Origin of the sequence: Pseudoalteromonas galatheae (assembly GCF_005886105.2) — a bacterium.
Lineage (GTDB): Bacteria > Pseudomonadota > Gammaproteobacteria > Enterobacterales > Alteromonadaceae > Pseudoalteromonas > Pseudoalteromonas galatheae.
Genome location: NZ_PNCO02000001.1, coordinates 564,356 through 585,374, shown reverse-complemented (window position 1 = coordinate 585,374; position 21,019 = coordinate 564,356). Strand labels below are relative to the sequence as shown.

At 39.1% G+C, this 21,019-nt stretch carries 17 protein-coding genes and 1 pseudogene; 4 read left to right on the top strand and 14 right to left on the bottom strand.

The window, feature by feature from the left end; translation table 11 throughout:
- Positions 1-136: 136 nt before the first annotated feature.
- From CWC29_RS02495 to cadR, 9 genes are all read right to left on the bottom strand, one after another.
- The gene (locus CWC29_RS02495) at positions 137-484 is read right to left on the bottom strand and encodes a copper resistance CopC family protein (protein WP_100912761.1); all 348 of its coding nucleotides are present in this window, start codon (positions 482-484) and stop codon (positions 137-139) included.
- 24 nt (positions 485-508) lie between these two features.
- The gene (locus CWC29_RS02490; RefSeq protein WP_138522041.1) at positions 509-2,341 is read right to left on the bottom strand and encodes a 2Fe-2S iron-sulfur cluster-binding protein; all 1,833 of its coding nucleotides are present in this window, start codon (positions 2,339-2,341) and stop codon (positions 509-511) included.
- Positions 2,341-3,048: a PepSY domain-containing protein gene (locus CWC29_RS02485; protein ID WP_138522039.1), complete on the bottom strand. Its 708-nt coding sequence runs from the start codon at positions 3,046-3,048 to the stop codon at positions 2,341-2,343. Before CWC29_RS02485 ends, CWC29_RS02490 begins: the two co-directional genes overlap by 1 nt.
- Positions 3,041-6,205, bottom strand: coding sequence for an efflux RND transporter permease subunit (locus tag CWC29_RS02480; protein WP_138522077.1), 3,165 nt, complete (start codon positions 6,203-6,205; stop codon positions 3,041-3,043). The genes CWC29_RS02485 and CWC29_RS02480 overlap by 8 nt, the downstream gene beginning before the upstream one ends.
- Before the next feature lie 15 nt (positions 6,206-6,220).
- Positions 6,221-7,978 (bottom strand): efflux RND transporter periplasmic adaptor subunit, encoded by a 1,758-nt coding sequence (locus tag CWC29_RS02475; RefSeq protein WP_138522037.1) that lies wholly within the window; start codon positions 7,976-7,978, stop codon positions 6,221-6,223.
- Positions 7,978-9,390, bottom strand: a complete 1,413-nt coding sequence (locus tag CWC29_RS02470) for a TolC family protein (RefSeq protein ID WP_138522035.1) — start codon at positions 9,388-9,390, stop codon at positions 7,978-7,980. The genes CWC29_RS02475 and CWC29_RS02470 overlap by 1 nt, the downstream gene beginning before the upstream one ends.
- Complete coding sequence (locus CWC29_RS02465) at positions 9,390-9,887, bottom strand: DUF411 domain-containing protein (protein WP_138522033.1); 498 nt, start codon at positions 9,885-9,887, stop codon at positions 9,390-9,392. The genes CWC29_RS02470 and CWC29_RS02465 overlap by 1 nt, the downstream gene beginning before the upstream one ends.
- Before the next feature lie 107 nt (positions 9,888-9,994).
- Positions 9,995-10,375 carry a hypothetical protein gene (locus CWC29_RS02460; protein ID WP_138522031.1) on the bottom strand — a complete coding sequence of 127 codons (381 nt, stop codon included), beginning with the start codon at positions 10,373-10,375 and terminating at the stop codon, positions 9,995-9,997.
- Between the two features lie 482 nt (positions 10,376-10,857).
- Positions 10,858-11,247 (bottom strand): Cd(II)/Pb(II)-responsive transcriptional regulator, encoded by a 390-nt coding sequence (gene cadR / locus CWC29_RS02455; protein WP_138522029.1) that lies wholly within the window; start codon positions 11,245-11,247, stop codon positions 10,858-10,860.
- 79 nt (positions 11,248-11,326) lie between these two features.
- Between cadR and CWC29_RS02450 the strand changes: the two are divergent.
- The 4 genes and pseudogenes from CWC29_RS02450 to CWC29_RS02440 all read left to right on the top strand — a co-directional run bounded on the left by CWC29_RS02450 (position 11,327) and on the right by CWC29_RS02440 (position 13,474).
- Positions 11,327-11,986: pseudogene (locus tag CWC29_RS02450) on the top strand (cation transporter).
- 10 nt (positions 11,987-11,996) lie between these two features.
- Complete coding sequence (locus CWC29_RS23925) at positions 11,997-12,128, top strand: hypothetical protein (RefSeq protein ID WP_268960295.1); 132 nt, start codon at positions 11,997-11,999, stop codon at positions 12,126-12,128.
- 8 nt (positions 12,129-12,136) lie between these two features.
- The gene (locus CWC29_RS23640; protein ID WP_328820798.1) at positions 12,137-12,535 is read left to right on the top strand and encodes a transglutaminase-like domain-containing protein; all 399 of its coding nucleotides are present in this window, start codon (positions 12,137-12,139) and stop codon (positions 12,533-12,535) included.
- Positions 12,536-12,586: 51 nt separating this feature from the next.
- Complete coding sequence (locus CWC29_RS02440) at positions 12,587-13,474, top strand: cation diffusion facilitator family transporter (RefSeq protein ID WP_138522027.1); 888 nt, start codon at positions 12,587-12,589, stop codon at positions 13,472-13,474.
- A gap of 67 nt (positions 13,475-13,541) precedes the next feature.
- On the opposite strand, the gene CWC29_RS02435 is transcribed toward CWC29_RS02440, so the two are convergent.
- The 5 genes from CWC29_RS02435 to CWC29_RS02415 form a co-directional block, all read right to left on the bottom strand.
- On the bottom strand, positions 13,542-16,670 hold the full coding sequence (locus CWC29_RS02435) for an efflux RND transporter permease subunit (RefSeq protein ID WP_138522025.1): 3,129 nt from the start codon (positions 16,668-16,670) through the stop codon (positions 13,542-13,544).
- A gap of 10 nt (positions 16,671-16,680) precedes the next feature.
- Positions 16,681-17,571 carry an efflux RND transporter periplasmic adaptor subunit gene (locus CWC29_RS02430; protein ID WP_138522023.1) on the bottom strand — a complete coding sequence of 297 codons (891 nt, stop codon included), beginning with the start codon at positions 17,569-17,571 and terminating at the stop codon, positions 16,681-16,683.
- 52 nt (positions 17,572-17,623) lie between these two features.
- Positions 17,624-18,916, bottom strand: a complete 1,293-nt coding sequence (locus tag CWC29_RS02425; protein ID WP_138522021.1) for a TolC family protein — start codon at positions 18,914-18,916, stop codon at positions 17,624-17,626.
- Between the two features lie 438 nt (positions 18,917-19,354).
- The gene (locus tag CWC29_RS02420; protein WP_138522019.1) at positions 19,355-20,002 is read right to left on the bottom strand and encodes a class I SAM-dependent methyltransferase; all 648 of its coding nucleotides are present in this window, start codon (positions 20,000-20,002) and stop codon (positions 19,355-19,357) included.
- A gap of 61 nt (positions 20,003-20,063) precedes the next feature.
- The gene (locus tag CWC29_RS02415) at positions 20,064-20,966 is read right to left on the bottom strand and encodes a cation transporter (RefSeq protein ID WP_138522017.1); all 903 of its coding nucleotides are present in this window, start codon (positions 20,964-20,966) and stop codon (positions 20,064-20,066) included.
- Positions 20,967-21,019 lie beyond the last annotated feature (53 nt).

Genomic DNA, 21,019 nt, shown 5'->3' with positions numbered 1-21,019 from the left:
AATCTTACAGAGTTACTACATTCTCTGAATGATGAGAGCTAATAAAGCAATAAGGGTGCTCTATTAAAAAAGCACCATTACAGCCTTATTTAAACCTGAGTTTGCTAAACATCTGCTAGATGTTTTCAATTCAAAATTAGTGAACCATAAAGCCAAAGCTATCTTTCATTTTGTGCCCATCTTTACCTAAGAAAGTAACATCAACTACATAGTTAGCAGGTGCTAGTTTCGGTAGTTTCCACGTAAATTCGGTATTAGTTTCTTTAGTAGGTTTGAAGCCAAACTTAATCTTTTTACCATGCTTATTTTTCAATGTGATTTTGACTACACGAACCTCTTTGCTAAACCCCAATGTCAATTTTTCTGGAGTCTTCATTAACATTGCATTATCAGCAGGCACACTTTTTTCCAGATGCACATGCGCGAACACCGCACTACTAAAAACAATGCTGATTACGGTTAAAAATTTAATTAATGTTTTCATATTTACCTCTATTTAATTTATGTATTAACGACTAAATTTGTCTTTGAAAATTTGATTGCTGGGTATACCAACATCAGTAATTATTTGTTCCACTTCACTCATCATTGCTTCTGGGCCGCACAAGTAAAATTCTGTTGAAAAGGCTTGTATTCCTTTAACCAAATGATTCAATAGCACCTGCTGCACATAGCCTGAGTGTCCTTCCCACTGCTCTGAAGGGTTAGAAAGTGTAGGAATATAAGAAAAGTTTTTATTCTGCTCACTCAATGAGTTTAACTCATCGCGGTATAGCAAATGTTCTTCAGTTCGCGCACCATAGATGAGTGTCATATCACCTTGAAAATGGTGCTTTTTCAACTGTTCAAAAATAATGGCTCTCAGTGGGGCAAGTCCTGATCCAGCACCAATAAAGATGCGACGAACCTTTTTATTTGAAGTGGCGTAAAAGTCAGAAAAAGGACCTTTTGCGGTTATAGTTTCACCTACTTGAAGTGAACTTAAATAACTTGAACCTATACCTGCTCTAAAACCATCCTTAGCAGTTTGCCAGCGGATATTAAACGTTAACTCATCTGATTCCTCGTCAAAGTTAACTAATGAGTAGTGACGAATTACACCGTCATGAGAAAATCTTCCATGAGAGTAACTTTCCCAGTATTTTTCATAGTTCTCTGGTATATCATCTGGGCGTAAACTATTCATCCCTGCTGGCACTTCAAATTGCATATATGCACCAGCTTTAAATGCCAATCGTTTTCCTGATTTCACTTTAAATTTCAATTCCTTGATAAAAGGAGTAATGAAGTTAGTCGCAACCACAACTAGCTCATGATATTCAATATTGAGATCCGTATTAACTTCAATCGAGCTAACTTCAGAGAACCGATGCTGACACCCTAACCGATAACCTTCCTTTAGCTGCTCATCTGATAAATGTTCCTGCTCAGAAAGTGTGATAGGTAATTGAGTTGAACTTAAGAACATGCATTTGCCACATGTACCGCCGCCACCACAACTTGACGATAGGTATACGTGTGAACTTGCTAGTCCTTCTAATACTGTTGAATTAGCATCTGCTGAGACGTCGGCGATAGTATTTTCATTGGAAAAAGTCACTGATACTTTTTGCCTGTTGCTGCCCCAACTTAGCTTCAGCAAACCATTTTGATACTGTTGTATCAGCCAAGTAACACCAGTAACTGAAAGGAATAGCGTTGCAAAAGCAAATGCAATGATCAACCAATGGTTAAATCCGCCAGAATTGCCATAGTCCATAAAGTGAAGCTTCATCATCAGATCTTTCAATCTGAAATCATCATTGGCATGGCGAAGCACTTGGCCTGTAATACTATCTAAATAAATAGTTGTATTATTCTCATCCTCAACGACAACTTGCCACATAGGATTTTGTTGCCTTACGTGATCAGAAAATGGGGGCTGAGATAACACTGGAGTAGCTAGCTTGCCCTCACCTGAGTAAGAGTTTTTTGCCAAAGTTAGTACTTGTTCTTCAGACAGATTAAATGGCTTTCCTGTTACAGCATCAAATAGCTTTGAGTGGCGTTCTTGGTAGCTATGCTGGCCCTTATCGAACACAAAATGATAGTAAGGCTGATGTAAAATCCATATAAGTTTTACTTCTTGAGGTGCTTCACTAGTAATGTCTTTAATAGGGGTAAAGATAAAGTCTGTAATGTTACCTTCATGATGAGAATGAACTCTAAGCTCATTACCACTGGCTTTACTGTGATCCATCAAATTGAAGTAAAGACCCGTTCCCAACCAAATAAGCAGTTGTAAACCAACAAATAAAGAAAGCCATTTGTGTAACGTTGTATTCAACTTAAATAGTCGCATCAAATGACTCCCTTTTTATTTGGGGAAAGCACTCGATAATAAGTCAATACAGCGCCAGTAATTGCTCCCATTAGACCTAGAGTTGCGACCAAGAACAAAAACCAGTTAGATACGTTTTCTCCATCATCGTAATCCATAATGTGAAAACGCCACATCCAATCAAACAACCTCCAGAAATCATGTCGCTTGGCAACAAGTGCGCCTGTTTGTTGACTGATATAAAATGTCGGCGTGGCGAATTGGTCAAACGTTACTCTCCAAACGGGTAAGTGTCTTGGAGATAACTCAGCAGGCATATCTGTGATTGATTGAATCAGCCTTATGCCGTTGATTTCATGATTCATTGCGTAATGGTATTGCGCGATTTCTTTAGCTTTGACTTCATCAACAGGTGGACGAACAGCCCCAGTTTTAGCGTCAATTGCTACTTTCCCCTGTTCTCCATTAATAAAAGAATACAAAGGGTCGCCCATGCTTTGGGTAAGCGTGACTTGGCTAGCTTCAGAGTAATCAGCAGCAAGCTTTGCAATGGAGTAATCCACACTAGCTAAATCTATTTTGGCTTCCTCACTCTTAGCCAAGGTTTCGCCGTGTATATAGTGAATATCCATAGTCACCATATACACACCAGTAATAGACCAGAACAGAAATTGTATTCCGACAAAAGCCATTAGCCATTTGTGGTACTTCCTAGCTTTTCTAAGCATTGTTTTTTAGCTCCGAGTTAGAAAGTTCCTTGTTAAAGGCGTTTACTTCGGGCTTTTTAACGATTGAATAAATCGCGGGTAAAACAATTAGAGTTAGCAGGACTGCACTTGTCATCCCACCTACCATTGGTGCAGCAATACGACTCATTACCTCAGAGCCTGTTCCTGTACCATATAAAATAGGCATTAGGCCGATAATGATTGTCGCTACTGTCATCATTACAGGACGAACACGTAATCCAGCACCGTGCAATAAGGCATCTTGATATTCATCTTCTGAGATGAGTTCTGCTCGCTCTTTCGCTTTTTCCTTAAGTTCAGCGAGCGCCTGATTGAGATATACCAACATTATTACGCCAATCTCAACAGCTACTCCAGCCAGAGCAATAAAGCCTACACCAACTGCTACAGAGAAGTTAAAGCCTTCTAAATACATCAGCCATAAGCCACCGATCATCGCCATTGGCAAGGTCACTATGATGATCGCAACCTCACTAAACGCTCTGAAATTCAAATAAAGCAAAATAACAATTATGGCGAGCGTCAATGGAACAACATAAGTTAGCTTGGCCTTCGCTCTTTCCATATATTCATATTGGCCAGCCCACGTAATTGAATATCCTGCTGGTAATATTAGGTTGTTGGCTAAGTGTTTTTTTGCACTTTCAACATAAGTACCAACATCAACGCCCTCTATATCAATGAATGTCCAGCCATTAATACGAGCATTTTCGCTTTTAATCCCCGGAGGGCCTACTTCTACTTTTATTTCAGCTACGTCACCTAGTGCGATGCGTTGTCCATTTGGAGTGACAACAGGCAAGCGCGACAACTGCTCTGGAGAGTCACGATAATCTTGTGGGTATCGCAAGTTGACAGGATAACGCTCTTGACCTTCTACTGTTTGAGTGACATTCATCCCACCAATAGCAGTTGAAACTACTTGTTGTACGTCATCGATGTTTAATCCAAAACGACTTGCTTTCTCACGAGAAATATCAACTTTTATATATCGTCCACCTGCAACTCGTTCAGAATAAACTGAAGCTGTCCCTGTCACCTCTGGTAACAATTGCTCTATTTGTTGCCCTATCTCTTGAATCGTATTTAAATCAGCTCCTGCTACTTTAATACCTACTGGCGTTTTAATACCTGTTGCCAACATATCAATACGAGTTTTGATTGGCATAACCCAAGCATTCGTCAAGCCCGGAAACTTAACCAACTTATCAAACTCAGCTTTTAGAGATTCTGTTGTAACTCCCTCACGCCACTCTTCTTGAGGCTTCAACTGAATGAAGGTCTCAATCATAGTTAAAGGCGCGGGATCAGTTGCAGTTTCAGCTCTTCCGACCTTACCAAATACAGTTTCAACTTCAGGCACTGTTTTAATTAGCTTGTCGGTTTGCTGTAGAATCTCTCTTGCCTTACCAATAGAGATCCCCGGATATGTAGTCGGCATGTACATTAAATCTCCTTCATCTAGAGGAGGAATAAACTCGCTACCAATCTTATCAACAGGCCAAAAACCGACGATAGTCACTAATATTGCTGCTACAATTGTCGATTTTGGAAACTTCATTACTTGCTTTAAAACAGGCATGTAAATAGCAATTAGCAATCGGTTTAACGGATTTTTCTTTTCTGAAACAATTTTGCCTCGAATAAAGTACCCCATTAATACAGGCACCAATGTTATCGCTAAGCCTGCTGATGCAGCCATTGCATATGTTTTTGTGTAAGCAAGAGGAGAGAACATTCTTCCTTCTTGCGCTTCCAAAATAAATACAGGCAAGAATGAGACTGTAATGATGAGCAAACTAAAGAATAATGCAGGACCGACTTCACTTGCCGCCTTTGAGACTATTTGCCAACGATTTTCATCTGTTAGCGGTGTCTTTTCCATATGCTTATGCATATTTTCAATCATCACTATTGCGCCATCTGTCATCGCACCAATTGCAATAGCGATACCACCTAATGACATAATATTCGCATTGATACCTTGCATATGCATGATGATAAATGAAGCTAAGATGCCAATAGGTAGAGTGACAACTGCAACAATCGAAGATCGCAAATGAAACAGAAATGCAACACATACAATCGCGACGACAGCAAGCTCTTCGAGCAATTTACTCCATAGGTTTTCTACCGCCTCTCCTATTAAGCCAGAGCGATCATAAACCGTAACTATTTCAACTCCTTCGGGTAAACCTTTTTTTAACTCTTCTAATTTGGCTTTTACTCCATCAATGGTTTTTTGTGCGTTTTCACCAAAGCGCATAACAACCACACCACCAACAACTTCTCCTTCACCATTAAGTTCAGCGATGCCCCGTCTCATTTGTGGACCTAAGTTAACTTCTGCCACATCGCCAATAGTAAGCGGCGTTCCTTGTTCGTTCACACCGAGAGGGATCAACTCTATATCTGAAATACTTTTGATATAGCCAGTAGCGGTAACCATGTACTCTGCTTCAGCCATTTCAACAACAGAGGCACCTGTTTCTTGGTTACCACGCTTAAGGGCCATTTGAATGTGACTAAGTGGTATACCGTAGGCTCTTAACTTATCGGGATCGACTTGTATTTGATATTGTTTAACCATTCCACCAACGGCAGCAACCTCTGACACTCCGGGGACAGTTTGCAATTCATATTTTAAGAACCAATCTTGAATACTACGCAATTGGCTAATATCCAAGTTGCCCGTTTTATCTACAAGAGAATATAGGTAAACCCAGCCAACACCTGTCGCATCTGGCCCTAGTTGTGGACGCGCACTAGCGGGTAGTGAAGGGGCTACTTGACTTAAATATTCAAGTACTCTGCTCCTTGCCCAATATAAGTCAGTGTCTTCGTCAAAGATGACGTAAACAAATGAGTCACCAAAAAATGAATAGCCACGAACAGTAACAGCGCCGGGAACAGACAACATTGCAGTTGTCAGTGGATAAGTAACCTGATCTTGAACAACTTGCGGTGCCTGACCGGGGTAATTCGTTTTAATTATTACTTGAACGTCAGATAAATCTGGTAGTGCATCAACAGGCGTATTCTTTATTGAAAATAGCCCACCACCAATCAAAATTAAGGTAGCTAAGATAACGAAGAAGCGATTGCCTATCGACCATCTAATAATTGATTCAATCATCATTTATCTCCCTACTTAATGGTTTGAGTGGTCAACAGCACTTTTTTGTTCATGCTCGTGTTGATCATCTGATTCAAGGGAGATTTCTGTGATAACCAAATCCTCTCTCACCTCGAAAGTAAAAATGACGTTATCACCAACGTTGAAATCAACTATTTCTATGTTGTCCTCGACGATAAAATCCATCGTCGCAGCAGGTCTATCCCATTTATCTATTGGGCCTCGGCTAATATTTAGAATCCGTGTATCAGTATCAATCGTATTGATTAGACCTGATACTGTTGCAAAAGATACTTCTTCACTCATATCAGCAGACTCATTCATGATATGAACTCCAGTAATTTCATATCCACCATCTTCGGTTTTACTCACCTCAAAGTGCAAAGATTGACCAGACTTTAATGAGTCAATATCGACTTTTTCAGCTACAGTAAAATCCATAACCATCTCAGGCCAATCCCAAGCTTCAGCAGGGCCGTGACTGATATTAACCATGCGGTGCCCAGCCATGACACTATTAACATCACCTTGCATCCAAACAGAGTTAGGTACTTCATCATGAGTCATTCGTTTAAAGTCAGAGCTTTTACTTGATTCAGAATCAATCAAGAATTGAGCTGATGTCACCACAACATCATCTTCATTAAGCCCGTCTAAAATTTCGATATTGTTGCTATCAACCCGACCGATGGTTACTTCAATTGATTTAAACTGCCCTTCACCTAAAGCAAGTACTACCCTATCTTGTTTACCTGTCCTAATAACGGCTTCTTTAGGCACGAGTATGGTGTTATCAGCTTGATTAGCGTGAATAGAGACTTGTGCAAACATGTTTGGTTTTAGCTGGTAATCTGTGTTGTCGAATTTCAATCGCACTCTGAGTGTGCGTGTTTTACTGTTCAATGTTGGATAGACATAATCAACGACACCAGCCCAGTCCTCACCAGGTAAATAGTCAAGTGTCATTGATACTGGCAGACCTTTTTTAATCAGGGCGGCATCCCGTTCAAACACCTCTGCTTCAACCCAAACTTGATCTAACTGACCAATGCTTAGAAGAGTATTACCCGGTTTGACGTAGAAGCCTTCTCTAACTTTCAGGCCATCAACAACACCCGCCTGAGGGGAGTAAAAGGTGATGGTTTGCTGAACCTTTCGGGTCTTTTCTAGCTTTTGAATGAAGTCTGATGAAAGCTGTAACGCTTTAAGGCGATCTTTCGCCGCCGAAATTAAGGAACTATTATTGCGCTTTAACGCTATTAACAGCTCTTCTTGAGCATTAACCAACTGAGGAGAATAAAGTGTGTACAGAGGCTGCCCTTTCTCTACAGGATTACCTGCGGCTTTGACATAGAGTTTTTCAATCCAACCATCAACACGTGGGTGGATGTGAATTAGCTTATCTTCATCATATTGAACGTAACCTACCGTTGATATTTCAGTATGCATATTTTTCAGTTCAACAGGTGCAGTGCGAACCCCAAGGTTATTCACAACATGAGGCGCAATTTTTACTGCTCCGGGGCCAAAGTCGTCACTAGATGATTCTTCTTCATACACGGGGATTAAATCCATCCCCATAGGCGACTTACCGGGCTTGTCCCGGCGGTAATTAGAATCCATCGGTGCAACCCAATACAGCGGTTTTTTCTCTGCTGATGTAGCTTCATTGCCATTGCTGCTTGAACCTGTACCTTGATATAAACTTAATGCTCCAGCACCTAGTGCTGCCCCAATGATGATGGCAATAACTGTTTTTGTATTCGTTGACATTATTTTTCTCCAAATTGATGATTGGATAAGTGCTGAGTGTGCATTGGCTTATGTTCAGCATTTGATTTAGATTGAGTATGCGCAAAGAAATAGTTGATGCGAGCAACTGTTTTAAGGGCATCAACATCAATTCTTAAGGCTGATATTCTGGCATTTAATTCTGCGATTCTTGCTCGAACAACTTCGGCAAAATCACCATCATCGTTGGTGTATGCCGTCAAAGACGCTTCCGCTTGGTCATGAGTTTGTTTAAGGAGTTGTTCTTGATAGATAGATTGTCTATCAGATAAGCGTTTAAGCTGTCTAAGCTCCTTTTCCACCTCACTGATCATTTGTTTTGTCAGCAATAACTTCTCGGTTTTAACCGCTTCTGATTCAGCAATAGAAGCTGCAACTTGCTTATCTTGCCTATTTTCTGTGAACAACGGTAAGTCAAACGTTACCCCAACGGAAAATAAGTCAGCTCGGTTATCACCAGAAGGCATATTGTCACGATAGGCATAGCTTGCATTGACACCCCATTGCGGCTCATATTGCTGTTTAGCTAATTCAACACCTTTTTCTGAAGCTTTGCGTTTCACATCAATTGCCAGTATTGCTGGATGATTCGCAAGTTCCTGAGCCAATCGATTTCGTGAGTAATTAGATGCTTTAAGAACGGTTGGATTCTTTAATCGAATCGAAGGCAATTCTTTTGAAACGCTAAACTCTAGTGGTTGTGCATCAAAGTTGAATGATTCATTTAAGCGAGCAGAATCGTAAATATGAAGCCACTCATTAAGACGAGCGATTGTCGTTTCTAGTTTCTGCTTTTGCGAAGTTAATCTGTCATCTAACTGCACGATTTCCAACTGAGCACGAATAACATCTTGCTGTCTGGTTTTACCAACAACGTTTGAGTAGCTAGCTTTAGCCACCTCCGCCATCTGCTCAAAAAGCGCCCAATCCGATTCAATCAATTTAATGGTTTGTTGGGCTAAGTAGACATCTAACCAGAGCTGTGACACTTGGCTTTTCAACTTCGCTTTACGATTCTCGCGTAGCAGTGGAAATTTCGTGGACTCTATTTTTAACTGGTCTTGTTTGATCTCTAGGCTATCTCCTCTCGGAAACATTTGAGAGACGCCAACCTTTAGCTGAGTCATTCCTTCCTGATCTAAATCCCAAGTATCTGTTGGTACATTCATTATCCCTAGAGATACTTTCGGATCAGGCAAAGTACCTGAAGCGATACTTCTATTTTCAACCGCACTTTGTTTCAATCGGCTACCATGAAGCCAAGGATCATTTTCCTGAGCTAAAGTGATAGCTTGTTCGAGTGACACTACTTTCTCAGCCTGAGCTGAGAATACAGATAAGCCGAGTATTAGTGCAGTTGAAAGTGAAGTAAGGTTTGAAGCGTTCAATTTCATTAGAATTGCTCCTCGTATGTTTTAACTTTTGCATAGACTTCGCTCGTTCCATCTTTGAATAGAATTAACACGTTGTATGGCATAAAGCGGTCACCGACTTCCATACCGGGAGAGCCAACTGGCATTGCTGGAACTGAAAGCCCAATCGCATTCGGGTGCTCTTCTGATAAGAACTGCTGAATAAATTTAGCGGGTACATGACCTTCAAAGGCAAATCCATTTCTGCTCACTGCCGTGTGGCAGGAGCGGTAATTAGGCTTAATACCATACTTAGTTTTGATATTGCCGATGTTTCGGAAATCTTTGGAATGCGCAACGATCCCTTCGTCTTCAATATGAGTTATCCATTTTTTACAACACCCACAAGTAGGGGTTTTATAAACGATTAACTCCAAAGGTGTTACGTCGTTATTGTGTGCATGTTTATGTTCATTAGCGTTTGCAAACGCAGGTGAAAGCAGCATTACAACTGCTATTTTTAAATACTTATTGATCACTTTTGCCCCCAGACATCGCTGGAAAATAGCTATAGCGCTACGACGCTATATTGACTAACAGAAAAATTAATTACTTGTGCGTGAAATTTGGACGCACTAATCCTATATTAGGCAAAAATTGGTGGACGATAAAGGGAAGTGGAAATTGAATGAGGTTGTTTAGATTGCAGAGCAGCTACAGATTCACTCAATATTTGAATATCTGTCGAATCAAAACTGGAATTTAGGACTGTAGTAGATGAACAAGCATTTGCAGGACAAACACATTCAACATCACAACAATCTTCTGATTGACCATTACTGCTTTTATTCATATCACCATGATTCATTCCTTCATGATGACTCATTTTGGAATGATCCATGTTCATGTGTGATTCGTGAGAACCTGATGACATTTCGCAAGACATAGCAGAATACGCAAATGCTTGCCCTACAAAGGCAACCAGCATAAGCGTTATTACTAAGACTTTTGAAAATGCTTTAGACATAAAATTCTCATAAAAATATACACCTCTATGCTAATGCAAATTTTCGAATAAGTAAATTGATGTCATGTAAATATTTTTGAATATTTGACTATCGTCAATTTTTGAAAGGGGAACATGTAACATTAATAATCTCGTTTGACTGTTAGTAGTCAAAAGTTAAACCGTTGCGCATAATTGGAACATCTATAAGTCCAACTAGTTTATCTTGTAATGCATATAGATCCCCGTCAAATTAATTGATATACAGCGAAGGAGTATGCTCACTTATTGATAAACATTACGTCCTTAATGACATAAATTTAATGTCCCGTAAGCTCAAAATGGTCACGTTAGGTGCTCACGATACAAGCGGCAAATCTCTCTTGTCAGTAGAGTGAGTTTTGCCGGGGAACTCAAATCTGTTCGTGAGGGTAAGAAAATAAGTATTAATTAGTCTGTATCAATAATTAAGGTGAGTTAAAACCGAGTCTTTTGTATTCACTTTAGCTATCTAATGACTTAATTATCCCACACTCTTCAATGGTATTATCAGAATTACACGTACTAGCCATTTGTTGTAATTCGTTTTTTAAGGCTTTTAATTCTTTCATACGTTTATTTACTAAAGCTAATTGTTGCGCAATCAGCGCATTTACACTTGAGCAACTTTCTTCTGGTTTATTTTTTAGGTCGATAAGACGTTTGATATCAGTAAGAGAAATATCGAGACTGCGACAATGTTTTACGAATTCTAATTGCTTCAAAGCAGTAACGTCATACAATCTGAAGTTACCTTCTGTACGCTCTGGATCAGAAAGTAATCCTTCTCTTTCATAGTATCTGATAGTTTGTATAGAACAGCCGGATGTTTTCGATAATTCACCTATTTTCATAATATTTTCTTTTTAAACTTGATTCTATAGTTACTATAGGTTTTACACTTGAATTATACAAGCAAGGCGGAGTTAAAAAATGAGCGGTTGTGGCTATAAAGTAGAATTAAAAGATGACCAACAAAAAACTGTGTTTTATGGGCTTTTAGCTACAAATACCACGATGTTTGTATTTGAAATTGGTTTAGGTTGGTTATCTGAATCAATCGCATTAATTGCTGATTCTTTAGATATGCTAGCTGATGCAATCGTCTATGCCATTGCCTTATATGCCGTGGGGAAGTCAACCCAACATAAAGCTAATGCAGCATTAGTAAGTGGTTATTTCCAATTGGGGTTAGGGGTTCTAATTCTTCTCGATATAGCTAGACGACTAGCTGGAGAAAGTGAGCCTCACTCTTGATTTATGATTGGAGTTGGTTCTGTGGCTTTAATCGCTAATGTCATTTGTTTGATGCTTATACGAAAGCACAATAATGATGAAGTACATATGAGGGCTAGCTGGATATTTTCAGCTAATGATGTGATCGCAAACCTTGGTGTCGTATTCGCTGGCATACTTGTCATGGTGCTAGAACAGCGCTGGCCTGATATTGTCATTGGTAGCATCATTTCAATGTTAATTCTTCGAGGTGCTTACAGGATATTAACGGATACCAAACAAGAATTAGTATCGGCTCAATATACATCTGAAGTATCAGATAAAAATAAACAATCAACCTGCTGCAATTCAAAGTAAGGAAGCTCTTATGAATCAAGAATATCTAGAAAAAACTGAGATAGTTAATTTTGAACACCTCACTATCCAATCATTAATAACAGAGCGAAAATGGCATGAGCTTGATGACTACAACAAGATTGCACCACTTATCAGTCTGTAAAAGACGAAATACTATTTTGCTATAACGAAAGCGACGATATTTCCGCAAGTGAAGTTTTATCTGACGGATACGGGCAATGTAACACTAAGGGCAACCTTTTAATGGCCTTATTACGTGGATTAGGAATTCAGTGCCGATTTCACGGGTTTACAATAGATCAGCAATTACAAAAAGGAGCTATTCCAACTTACGTATTTTGGTTAGCGCCTAAATACATAATTCACAGTTGGGTTGAAGTTTACTTTGAAGAGCGTTGGATCAATTTAGAAGGCTTTATTTTAGATGATAAATATCTAACTTCGTTACAACAGAAGTTTAATCAAATAAAAGATAATTTCTGTGGTTATGGTGTTGCAACAAAATGTTTATCATCTCCAGATACAGATTGGCGCGGAACCGACACCTAATAAATTTCAATGTCGCTAATCTAAGAAAAAGTAAAGCGTTGGAGGTACAAAATGCATAGCCATAGTCATCAACATGGAACAGACGAAAGGATTGGTTGGGCGTTTTTTCTGAATGTTACCTTTACGATCATCGAGTTTATTGGTGGTTGGCTTACCAATAGTACGGCTATTATGGCTGATGCGGTGCATGACTTGGGTGATAGTTTATCTATAGGCTTTGCATGGGTATTAAGTCGCTTTTCAAACAAAGCAGCACCAGATAAATACAGCTATGGTTATCGCCGACTTACACTATTCGGCGCTTTGGTAAATGGCATTGTATTGGTTATTGGCTCAATTTGGGTTTTGTTTGAAGCAATACCAAGGCTAACCAACCCTGAAATGCCTGTAGTTGAAGGAATGTTAGGGTTAGCGATACTCGGTGTTGCCGTAAATGGATATGCCGTTTTCAAATTAAAAGCTGGGGAAACTTTAAACGAAAAAGTACTAACTTGGCATTTACTTGAAGATATTCTGGGTTGGGTTGCAGTTCTTATTGTTTCAATCGTATTGTTATTTGTAGAATTACCAATATTAGACCCACTGTTATCAATTGGCTTTACATTATTTATCTTGTTCAATGTTTTCAGAAATCTAAAATCTACACTTGTCTTGTTTCTTCAAGCCGCACCGGATGAACAAACTCAACAAAGTATCAAACAATCTCTTATTAAATTACCTGAAGTTAATGACGTTCATCATATACACTTTTGGTCATTAGATGGAGAGAGTCATGTATTAACGGCGCACTTGGAGTTAGCTCAAGATTTAGATATAGATAAACTTATCGAGCTTAAACAAGAAATATCGATAGAGCTTTCATCATATAATTTGTCACATACAACAATTGAATTTGAATTCCCTAATGAAAATTGTCGAGATACAATGTCTAAACTTTAAGCTTTCCGTCCTTTAGCCTTAAAAAAGCAGCTTAATTTTAATAGCGAATTAAGCTGCTAGGCTTTACTTATATATCATTTGAAAGTTGCTTACTACTACCTGAGCCATGTACCCATTGGTATAAAACTGGCAATACAAATAAAGTTAAAATGGTCGAAGATATGATGCCTCCGATGACCACGGTAGCAAGTGGACGTTGCACCTCTGCACCAATGCCTGTGTTTAAAGCCATTGGTATAAAACCTAAACTTGCCACTAGGGCTGTCATCAATATTGGTCTAAGACGAACAATAGCTCCCTCTACAATAGCTAAATAAAGATCGCCTTTTTCGTGCCATAAATCGCGAATAAAAGCCAACATAACTAAGCCGTTTAAAACAGCTACTCCTGACAGTGCAATAAAGCCAACACCTGCTGAAATTGAAAGAGGCATATCTCGAAAATAGAGCGAAAATACCCCGCCAGTTAAAGCCAAAGGCACACCACTAAAAATGATCAAGGCATCTTTAATCGAACCAAAAGCAATAACTAAAATACCCAATATAACAACCAATGTAATAGGCACAACCAGACTCAGTCGCTTACTTGCCGACTCAAGTTGCTCAAATGTACCTCCATAATCAAGCCAATAGCCTGCTGGAACTTCACCCTCACTACTTATTTTGGCCTTAACTTCCTTCACAAAACTTCCTAAGTCCCTGCCACGAACATTAACGGTAACTACAACTCTGCGTTTTCCATTTTCTCGGCTAATTTGTGCTGGCAATGACTCCGATTTGAGTAATGCAACTTCTTCAAGAGGTACATAATTACCGTTGCCAAGCGGAAGTGGTAATGACTTCAACCCTTCAATATCCATTCTGATTAGTTCAGGGAGGCGCACCACTAATTCGAATCTGCGATCACCTTCATATATAATTCCGGCTGACTCTCCTCCTATTGCAGCCGCTACCCAATCTTGAAGCTGAGTTACATTTAACCCGTACCTTCCCAAAGATTCTCTTTTAGGAAGAATTGATAACGATGGTATTCCTGTAACTTGCTCCATACGTGCATCGGCAGCTCCATCAACTGTTTTGACAATATTGAGTATATCGTTAGCAGTAAATAACAATTGATCCAAATCATCCCCGAATACCTTTATACCTAGATCTGCTCGAACACCAGAAATCAACTCATTAAAACGCATCTGGATTGGTTGAGTAAATTCATAATTATTTCCGGGAATACTTTTTAATGCCTCTTCCATTTCTTCAACAAGTTCACTCTTCGCCTTTGTTGGTTCGCTCCACTCACTTCGAGGTTTTAAGATGACAAAAATATCAGCAATGCTCGGTGGCATTGGATCTGTCGCCACTTCAGGCGTCCCTATTCTAGAAAAGACTTTATCAACTTCAGTAAAAGCTTTTATTCTCTGTTCTAATACTTCCTGCATTTCAACAGACTGATCTAGACTGGTTGATGGTATTCTTAAAGCCTGCACGGTTATATCGCCTTCATTTAACTGCGGGACAAACTCTGTACCCAGCGTTGTCGCTATCCACAGGCTATACCCCATTAAAGCAATTGATATTGATACAATGACCCAGCGAAATTTTAATGCCAGAATTAATAGTGGCTTGTACACAGATTTTGTTGAACTGATCACAACACTTTCTTTTTCACTAATCTTACCTTTCATAAACACTGCGACGGCAGCAGGCACGATAGTAACTGACAAGATCATTGCAGAAATTAAAGCCATGACTACTGTTGCTGCCATTGGGTGGAACATCTTGCCTTCTACACCTGTGAGCGTGAAAATCGGTATATAAACTACTGTGATAATGGCAACACCAAATAAGCTGGGTCGTATAACTTCAGAGGTCGCTTCGAAAACGGTATTGAGTCGTTCTCTTAAATCTTGCCTATGCCCATTGTGTTGAGCTTCAGCAAGACGACGAACTGAGTTTTCGACGATAATGACGGCACCATCGACGATTAAGCCAAAATCCAATGCGCCTAAACTCATCAAATTTGCAGAGACGCCTGTTTTTACCATACCTGTTATTGTCATCAACATTGATAAAGGTATTACCGCCGCAGTAATTAGGGCAGCACGTAAATTCCCCAATAATAGAAATAGAACTACAACGACTAAAAGTGCCCCTTCAACAAGGTTTTTTGTCACTGTTGCAATTGCCTTATCAACGAGCGTTGTACGATTATAAACAGGCTCTGCTATTACACCTTTAGGAAGAGATGTTTGAATTTGTTTAAGCTTATTTTCAACTTCCAATGCAACTGTGCGAGAATTTTCGCCAATCAACATCATAGTGGTGCCCAAAACGGTTTCAATGCCGTTTTGAGTTGCGGCCCCAGTTCTAAGCTCTTTACCAATGGCGACACTGGCAACATCACTAATTCTTACAGGAATGCCATTATCTTTTTTAACAACAACATTGAGAATTTCATCAATTTTAGCAAGTTGACCTACAGAACGAACAAGCACTTGTTCCCCATTTTGCTCTATATAACCCGCTCCACGGTTATCGTTACTATTTCGCAACGCGTTAGACAAGTCTTCAAAGCTTATTTGATGATACAACAACTTCTCAGGGCTTGGAGTGATATGATATTGCTTGTTATATCCTCCAATACTATTGACTTCAATGACCCCTTTAACTTGGGCCAATTGAGGCTTTATGATCCAGTCTTGTATTTCTCTTAATGCTATGGCCGTATATTCTTTACCATTAGGCATTCTTGCATCAGGTGAAGCTTGCACGGTATACATAAAAATTTCGCCAAGCCCTGTCGAAATCGGCCCCATTTCAGGTTCCAATCCATTAGGAAGAACACTTTTAATCGCCCCTAATCTGGCATTGATTAAATTTCTTGCGAAGTAAATGTCTGTCCCTTCCTCAAAGATGACAGTTACTTGAGACAAGCCATATCTTGACAGAGATCGAGTGTGAGATAGCTTTGGCAACCCAGCCAATGCTGTTTCTATCGGAAACGTTATCCGTTGTTCAGCCTCTAAAGGGGAATAACCGGGGGCAGACGTGTTAATTTGTACTTGCACGTTGGTAATGTCAGGAACTGCATCAATAGGGAGTTTTTGATAGCTCCATAAGCCAACACTAACAATGACAAACAGCATACTTAATATTAGATAGCGCCTATTTATAGCTAGACGCAGAATTGATTCAATCATCTTACGTCTCCTAATCGTCGTCTTCTACTTCAGATTTTAAAATATCCGCTTTAATCAAAAAGCTATTTTTACTTACATACTCAGAACCTTGTACAAGTCCATCGATAACTTCTATGTGATTTTTGTCTGAACGGCCCAATATTAACGGTGTAAATTCGTATTCTTCACCTTCTTTAACGAATACACCTAGCTGCCCACCTAGTTCTTGTAATGCAAGCTTTTCGATTGCTAAGTCAACGTCGAATTGATTTGTCGTAATATATCCTTTTAACAGTTGGCCTGAAGAAAGGTTAAATTTTGTATTATCTAAAAGTGCTCGAACAAAGACGAATGGCTGATCTTTAGTTGGAATAATATTGGTTACTGTTGAGGTGATTACCTCCCCATTAAATTCAATTTCGATTTCTTGACCGACCTCAACTTTAATAAAATGAGTAGCAAAAACTCTAAATTCCGCCCACAGCGTATCGACATTGGCTATTTCAAATAAAATTCGTTGTTGTGTTGTTGCTCCAACATTCCCATTTCTTTGTATAACTAAACCTGATACCGGAGACCTTACCTCGTAGGTATTTAAACTTTCATTCGATTCAATAACAGCTAGAAGATCTCCTTTTTTTACCTTATCTCCAATAGTGTAATTAATCGTCTTTATAACGCCATTGTATCTAGCGTTTATCTGAAACAGTTGCTCTACCCCTATGGTTGTCTTACCATAAACAGAAATTTCTTGATTAAGTCTTCTAGGTGATAACCTAGTTGTTTCTATGCCTACTTTTTCCGACATCTCGTTTTTTATTTTACTTATACTCTCTTCGGAGTCCTCATCACTTGCCCAAACCAATTGAGACAGCGACGAAATCCCTACAAAAATAAATAATGCAATTAAATAGTTTTTCATTTTTTTTCCTAAGTAATTCGATTATCGGTCGAATTAAAAATCAATTTTTAAATTAAAGTGATAACGCTTCATTCGTTAATTTTTCAATCTCGGCCCCGTAAAACAAAGCAGCAGAAGCAGCATCAATCAGCGTGCGACGAGCGTTTAGTAGTTCTTCTCTAGCTGATACATAGTCAAGATAGCCATTACGACCTTTTTGATAAGCAATTTGGGTATCATCTAGTGCCTGATCTAACATTGGAATTACCGACTGTCTTAGTGCATTTGTCGTCAAAATAGCTTGCTGCCTATTCGAGTATGCTCGCAGCAAATGATTTCTAAGCTTTAATTTCGTTACATCTTTTTCAATGGCAACTTGATCACGCTCAGCTAAGGCACTCGCGATTGCTCCTGAGTTTCGCTTGTCAGCAAATAACGGTAGGCTAAAGCCTGCGACTAAGGCAGTATCATTACTTTCTTGAGAGCGTCTAACCCCTACAGACCACTGAATATTGGCAGTTGACTCAGTTCTGGCTAAACGCAACTCAGCTTCCTTAAGTCGCTCCTCATTGGCGTAAATTTGAATGGCAGGATTTGTTTCTAACTTTGCAAAAAGCGTCTCAAAATCACTATCATTTCCAAATTGAAATAAATCACCTGTTACCTTCGAGAAGTTCAGCGTTGATTCTCCCCAAAAAGCGGCTAAAGACAGCCTTAAATATTCTAGGCGTTTCTTTTCTGATTGAGAGGTTAGCTTAGCTTGGGCAATCGCTGCCCTCGCTCGCTTTACCTCAGCATTAGGGGTTGCTCCTGCACGATTACGTTCATCAACAACATTGAATGCTTCTTGAGCTAGGCTTAACGCATTATCGGCTAATAAGACTCTTTCTTGTGAGGCGAGCACTTCGATAAATTGTTGAGTAACTTGAGCTATCAAATTTAACGCCTCAACTTCCGTTTTAGCATTCAACAGCTTTTTAGAATTAGAAATAAGTCCAATTCTTGCAGAACGCTTATCTCCCATTTCAATCACGGAAGAAAGAGCAATCGTTAATTCAGCACTATCAAATTTATTGAAATCACCTGAACCTACAAAGTTCTCAGCTTCTACTTCAAGCTCAAATGCCGGATTTAAGCTTGCTGTTTGTTCTTGTCCAATTAAAGCTTGTTGCTTGAAATCAAATATTTTTAACTCTGGATTTTGCTTGAGTGTCCAACGTATTGCCTCTTGTAGATTAAGCTCCTTTTCAAAAGCGTTAACATTAAATGTTAAAAGCGAAATCATTAAGCACGCAAAATATTTATACCGAGGTGTTATACACCTCACCTTAGCTACCTTTCGGTGCGGTGATACATTAAGTCTCATGTATACTTTCCTATTAATTTTATTCTATAAAACTGTGGGAGTAGAAGATGGCTCTACCTAATTCTTGGGGGAATCTAAGCTAGTTTTGGTGGTCGAAATGGCAAGGATATATAACCTTTTTGCTCGCTAGAAACTATGGTCTCAGCAAAAGGAAAATCAATCACTTGGTTAGGCTCGGAAGGCACATCTGTATATATGAATAATTGGCAACAACAAAAATTGCACTCATCTACTAACGAGCTGCTATTCTGGAGCTGAGTAAGCTCCGTAGCTTCTGTTGATTGCTCTAAAACATAAGAAGAATTTATTGGCGAAAAAAAAGAAAGATCATCAAAATCATTCGGCGAACAAATCACAGAATGTGCTGCAATTAATAACAGCATCACATATGTTAAATATGTTGTGTAACTAGGTAAGCGTAGAAAGGTCATTTCAAGTCTAACATGCTTTAATCAATCTAACTGTCCCTAATACAGTAGGGATAGCATCTTGTTCATAAACGTTGACAAACCCCGCTTCTACTATCAATGACGGGAGGTATCCATCAACATTATCTTTTGTCGTTTTAAAACCATCTAAACATTGAACTATTAAGAATAATGCTCGTTGTAAAATGGAGGTCGGCTTGCCCCAATCAGCAATGTACAATACCCCGCTCGGTTTGAGCGCTCTACGAATTTCTTTTAGTGTTGCTATTTTATCTAAACGAGTAAGGTGGTGAAAAAACAAACTCGAAACAGCTATATCATAAGAGTTTTCACCAAAAGGCATATCTTGACCAAAACCTTGTATCAGCGAAATATTAAGTACTTTCTCACTGAGTTTTTTTCGAAGAATATCTAATGCTGTTTGGTCAGCATCCAAGCCTGTCACCTTAAAATGAGGAAAATTTTCAGCAATTGTTTTCGTTAATGTTCCTGTACCACAGCCCACATCTAGCAGTTCATTTCCTTTGGTTTGAGCTATTTTCTTCACAATTAAACTTTTAAAAAATTTTTCTCGTGTAGTAATTGCAACGATTCTGTCATAGTAACGAGTCAACCAGTGAAAACGTAACGGAGGTATATAAGGTGTATTTTTTTTCATTGTAAATTTCCCTGTCTTGATACTGAATACGTTGCTTTCAAACAGTCATGAATAATGGCTATTAGTACTTTAACTGTAGAATTCGGCGTGCGCCGTTCAATACAACAAGGGAAATTATTAACCCGATAACTAAGTCTGGATAACGGCTATCTGTCAGCGTCACGAGAAGGCCAGCTAAGATAACACCAACATTTGCAATAACGTCGTTGGCTGAAAATATCCAACTCGCTTTCATATGAGCACCATCTTCTTTATTTCTATAAATTAAAAACAAACAAGCCACGTTAGCAATTAGAGCGACCCCACCAAATATCATCATCAACGATGAAATCGGTTCACTCCCATAAATAAAGCGCCGAATTACCTCACTTAAAGCTCCAAGCGCTAAAATAACCTGCAATAATCCAGATATATGTGCTGCCCTTAATTTCAGGCTAACTGTCCTACCAACAGCATATATAGCTAGTCCATACACAGCAGCATCCGCAAACATATCCAAAGAATCCGCAATGAGTCCGGCAGATTGAGCAATAACTCCGGCGACCACTTCAACAAGAAACATAACTCCGTTAATCAATAACAGCCATCTAAGTGCTGACATTTCACTTGCTTTGTTTGATTGATCTAACTTTCTCGCTTTTGCAGCTTCTTTACTGCAACTTTCACTTGTTGATTCTAGTGAAGCACCTAAATTGAGAGATTGCACTTTGTTAGTAATCTCATCTAAATTGTCATCATGGAAAACTTTAACTAACCGACTGGGAATATCAAACTGCAACCCAATAGTTGTGCTAATTCCTTCTATAGCCAGTCGAATTAAACGCTCCTCAGAAGGACAATCCATTTTGGGAACCTTAAATGTACTGACAAACTTTCCGCCAAAATCGTCTGAATCGATGTGGTTATTATTCAGGTCATTGTTAGTTGGAGAGGACTGACATTGCCCAGTGCATTTTTCAGACATAAAATCATTCCATTAAATTTTTGCAATCAGTGTAGACTCTATACCAACTATAG

Coding starts and splice junctions, on each gene's coding strand:
- CWC29_RS02495 (WP_100912761.1), bottom strand. CDS start 484: ATGAAAACATTAATTAAATTTTTAACCGTAATCAGCATTGTTTTTAGT.
- CWC29_RS02490 (WP_138522041.1), bottom strand. CDS start 2,341: ATGCGACTATTTAAGTTGAATACAACGTTACACAAATGGCTTTCTTTA.
- CWC29_RS02485 (WP_138522039.1), bottom strand. CDS start 3,048: ATGCTTAGAAAAGCTAGGAAGTACCACAAATGGCTAATGGCTTTTGTC.
- CWC29_RS02480 (WP_138522077.1), bottom strand. CDS start 6,205: ATGATTGAATCAATTATTAGATGGTCGATAGGCAATCGCTTCTTCGTT.
- CWC29_RS02475 (WP_138522037.1), bottom strand. CDS start 7,978: ATGTCAACGAATACAAAAACAGTTATTGCCATCATCATTGGGGCAGCA.
- CWC29_RS02470 (WP_138522035.1), bottom strand. CDS start 9,390: ATGAAATTGAACGCTTCAAACCTTACTTCACTTTCAACTGCACTAATA.
- CWC29_RS02460 (WP_138522031.1), bottom strand. CDS start 10,375: ATGTCTAAAGCATTTTCAAAAGTCTTAGTAATAACGCTTATGCTGGTT.
- cadR (WP_138522029.1), bottom strand. CDS start 11,247: ATGAAAATAGGTGAATTATCGAAAACATCCGGCTGTTCTATACAAACT.
- CWC29_RS23925 (WP_268960295.1), top strand. CDS start 11,997: ATGAATCAAGAATATCTAGAAAAAACTGAGATAGTTAATTTTGAACAC.
- CWC29_RS02440 (WP_138522027.1), top strand. CDS start 12,587: ATGCATAGCCATAGTCATCAACATGGAACAGACGAAAGGATTGGTTGG.
- CWC29_RS02435 (WP_138522025.1), bottom strand. CDS start 16,670: ATGATTGAATCAATTCTGCGTCTAGCTATAAATAGGCGCTATCTAATA.
- CWC29_RS02430 (WP_138522023.1), bottom strand. CDS start 17,571: ATGAAAAACTATTTAATTGCATTATTTATTTTTGTAGGGATTTCGTCG.
- CWC29_RS02425 (WP_138522021.1), bottom strand. CDS start 18,916: ATGAGACTTAATGTATCACCGCACCGAAAGGTAGCTAAGGTGAGGTGT.
- CWC29_RS02420 (WP_138522019.1), bottom strand. CDS start 20,002: ATGAAAAAAAATACACCTTATATACCTCCGTTACGTTTTCACTGGTTG.
- CWC29_RS02415 (WP_138522017.1), bottom strand. CDS start 20,966: ATGTCTGAAAAATGCACTGGGCAATGTCAGTCCTCTCCAACTAACAAT.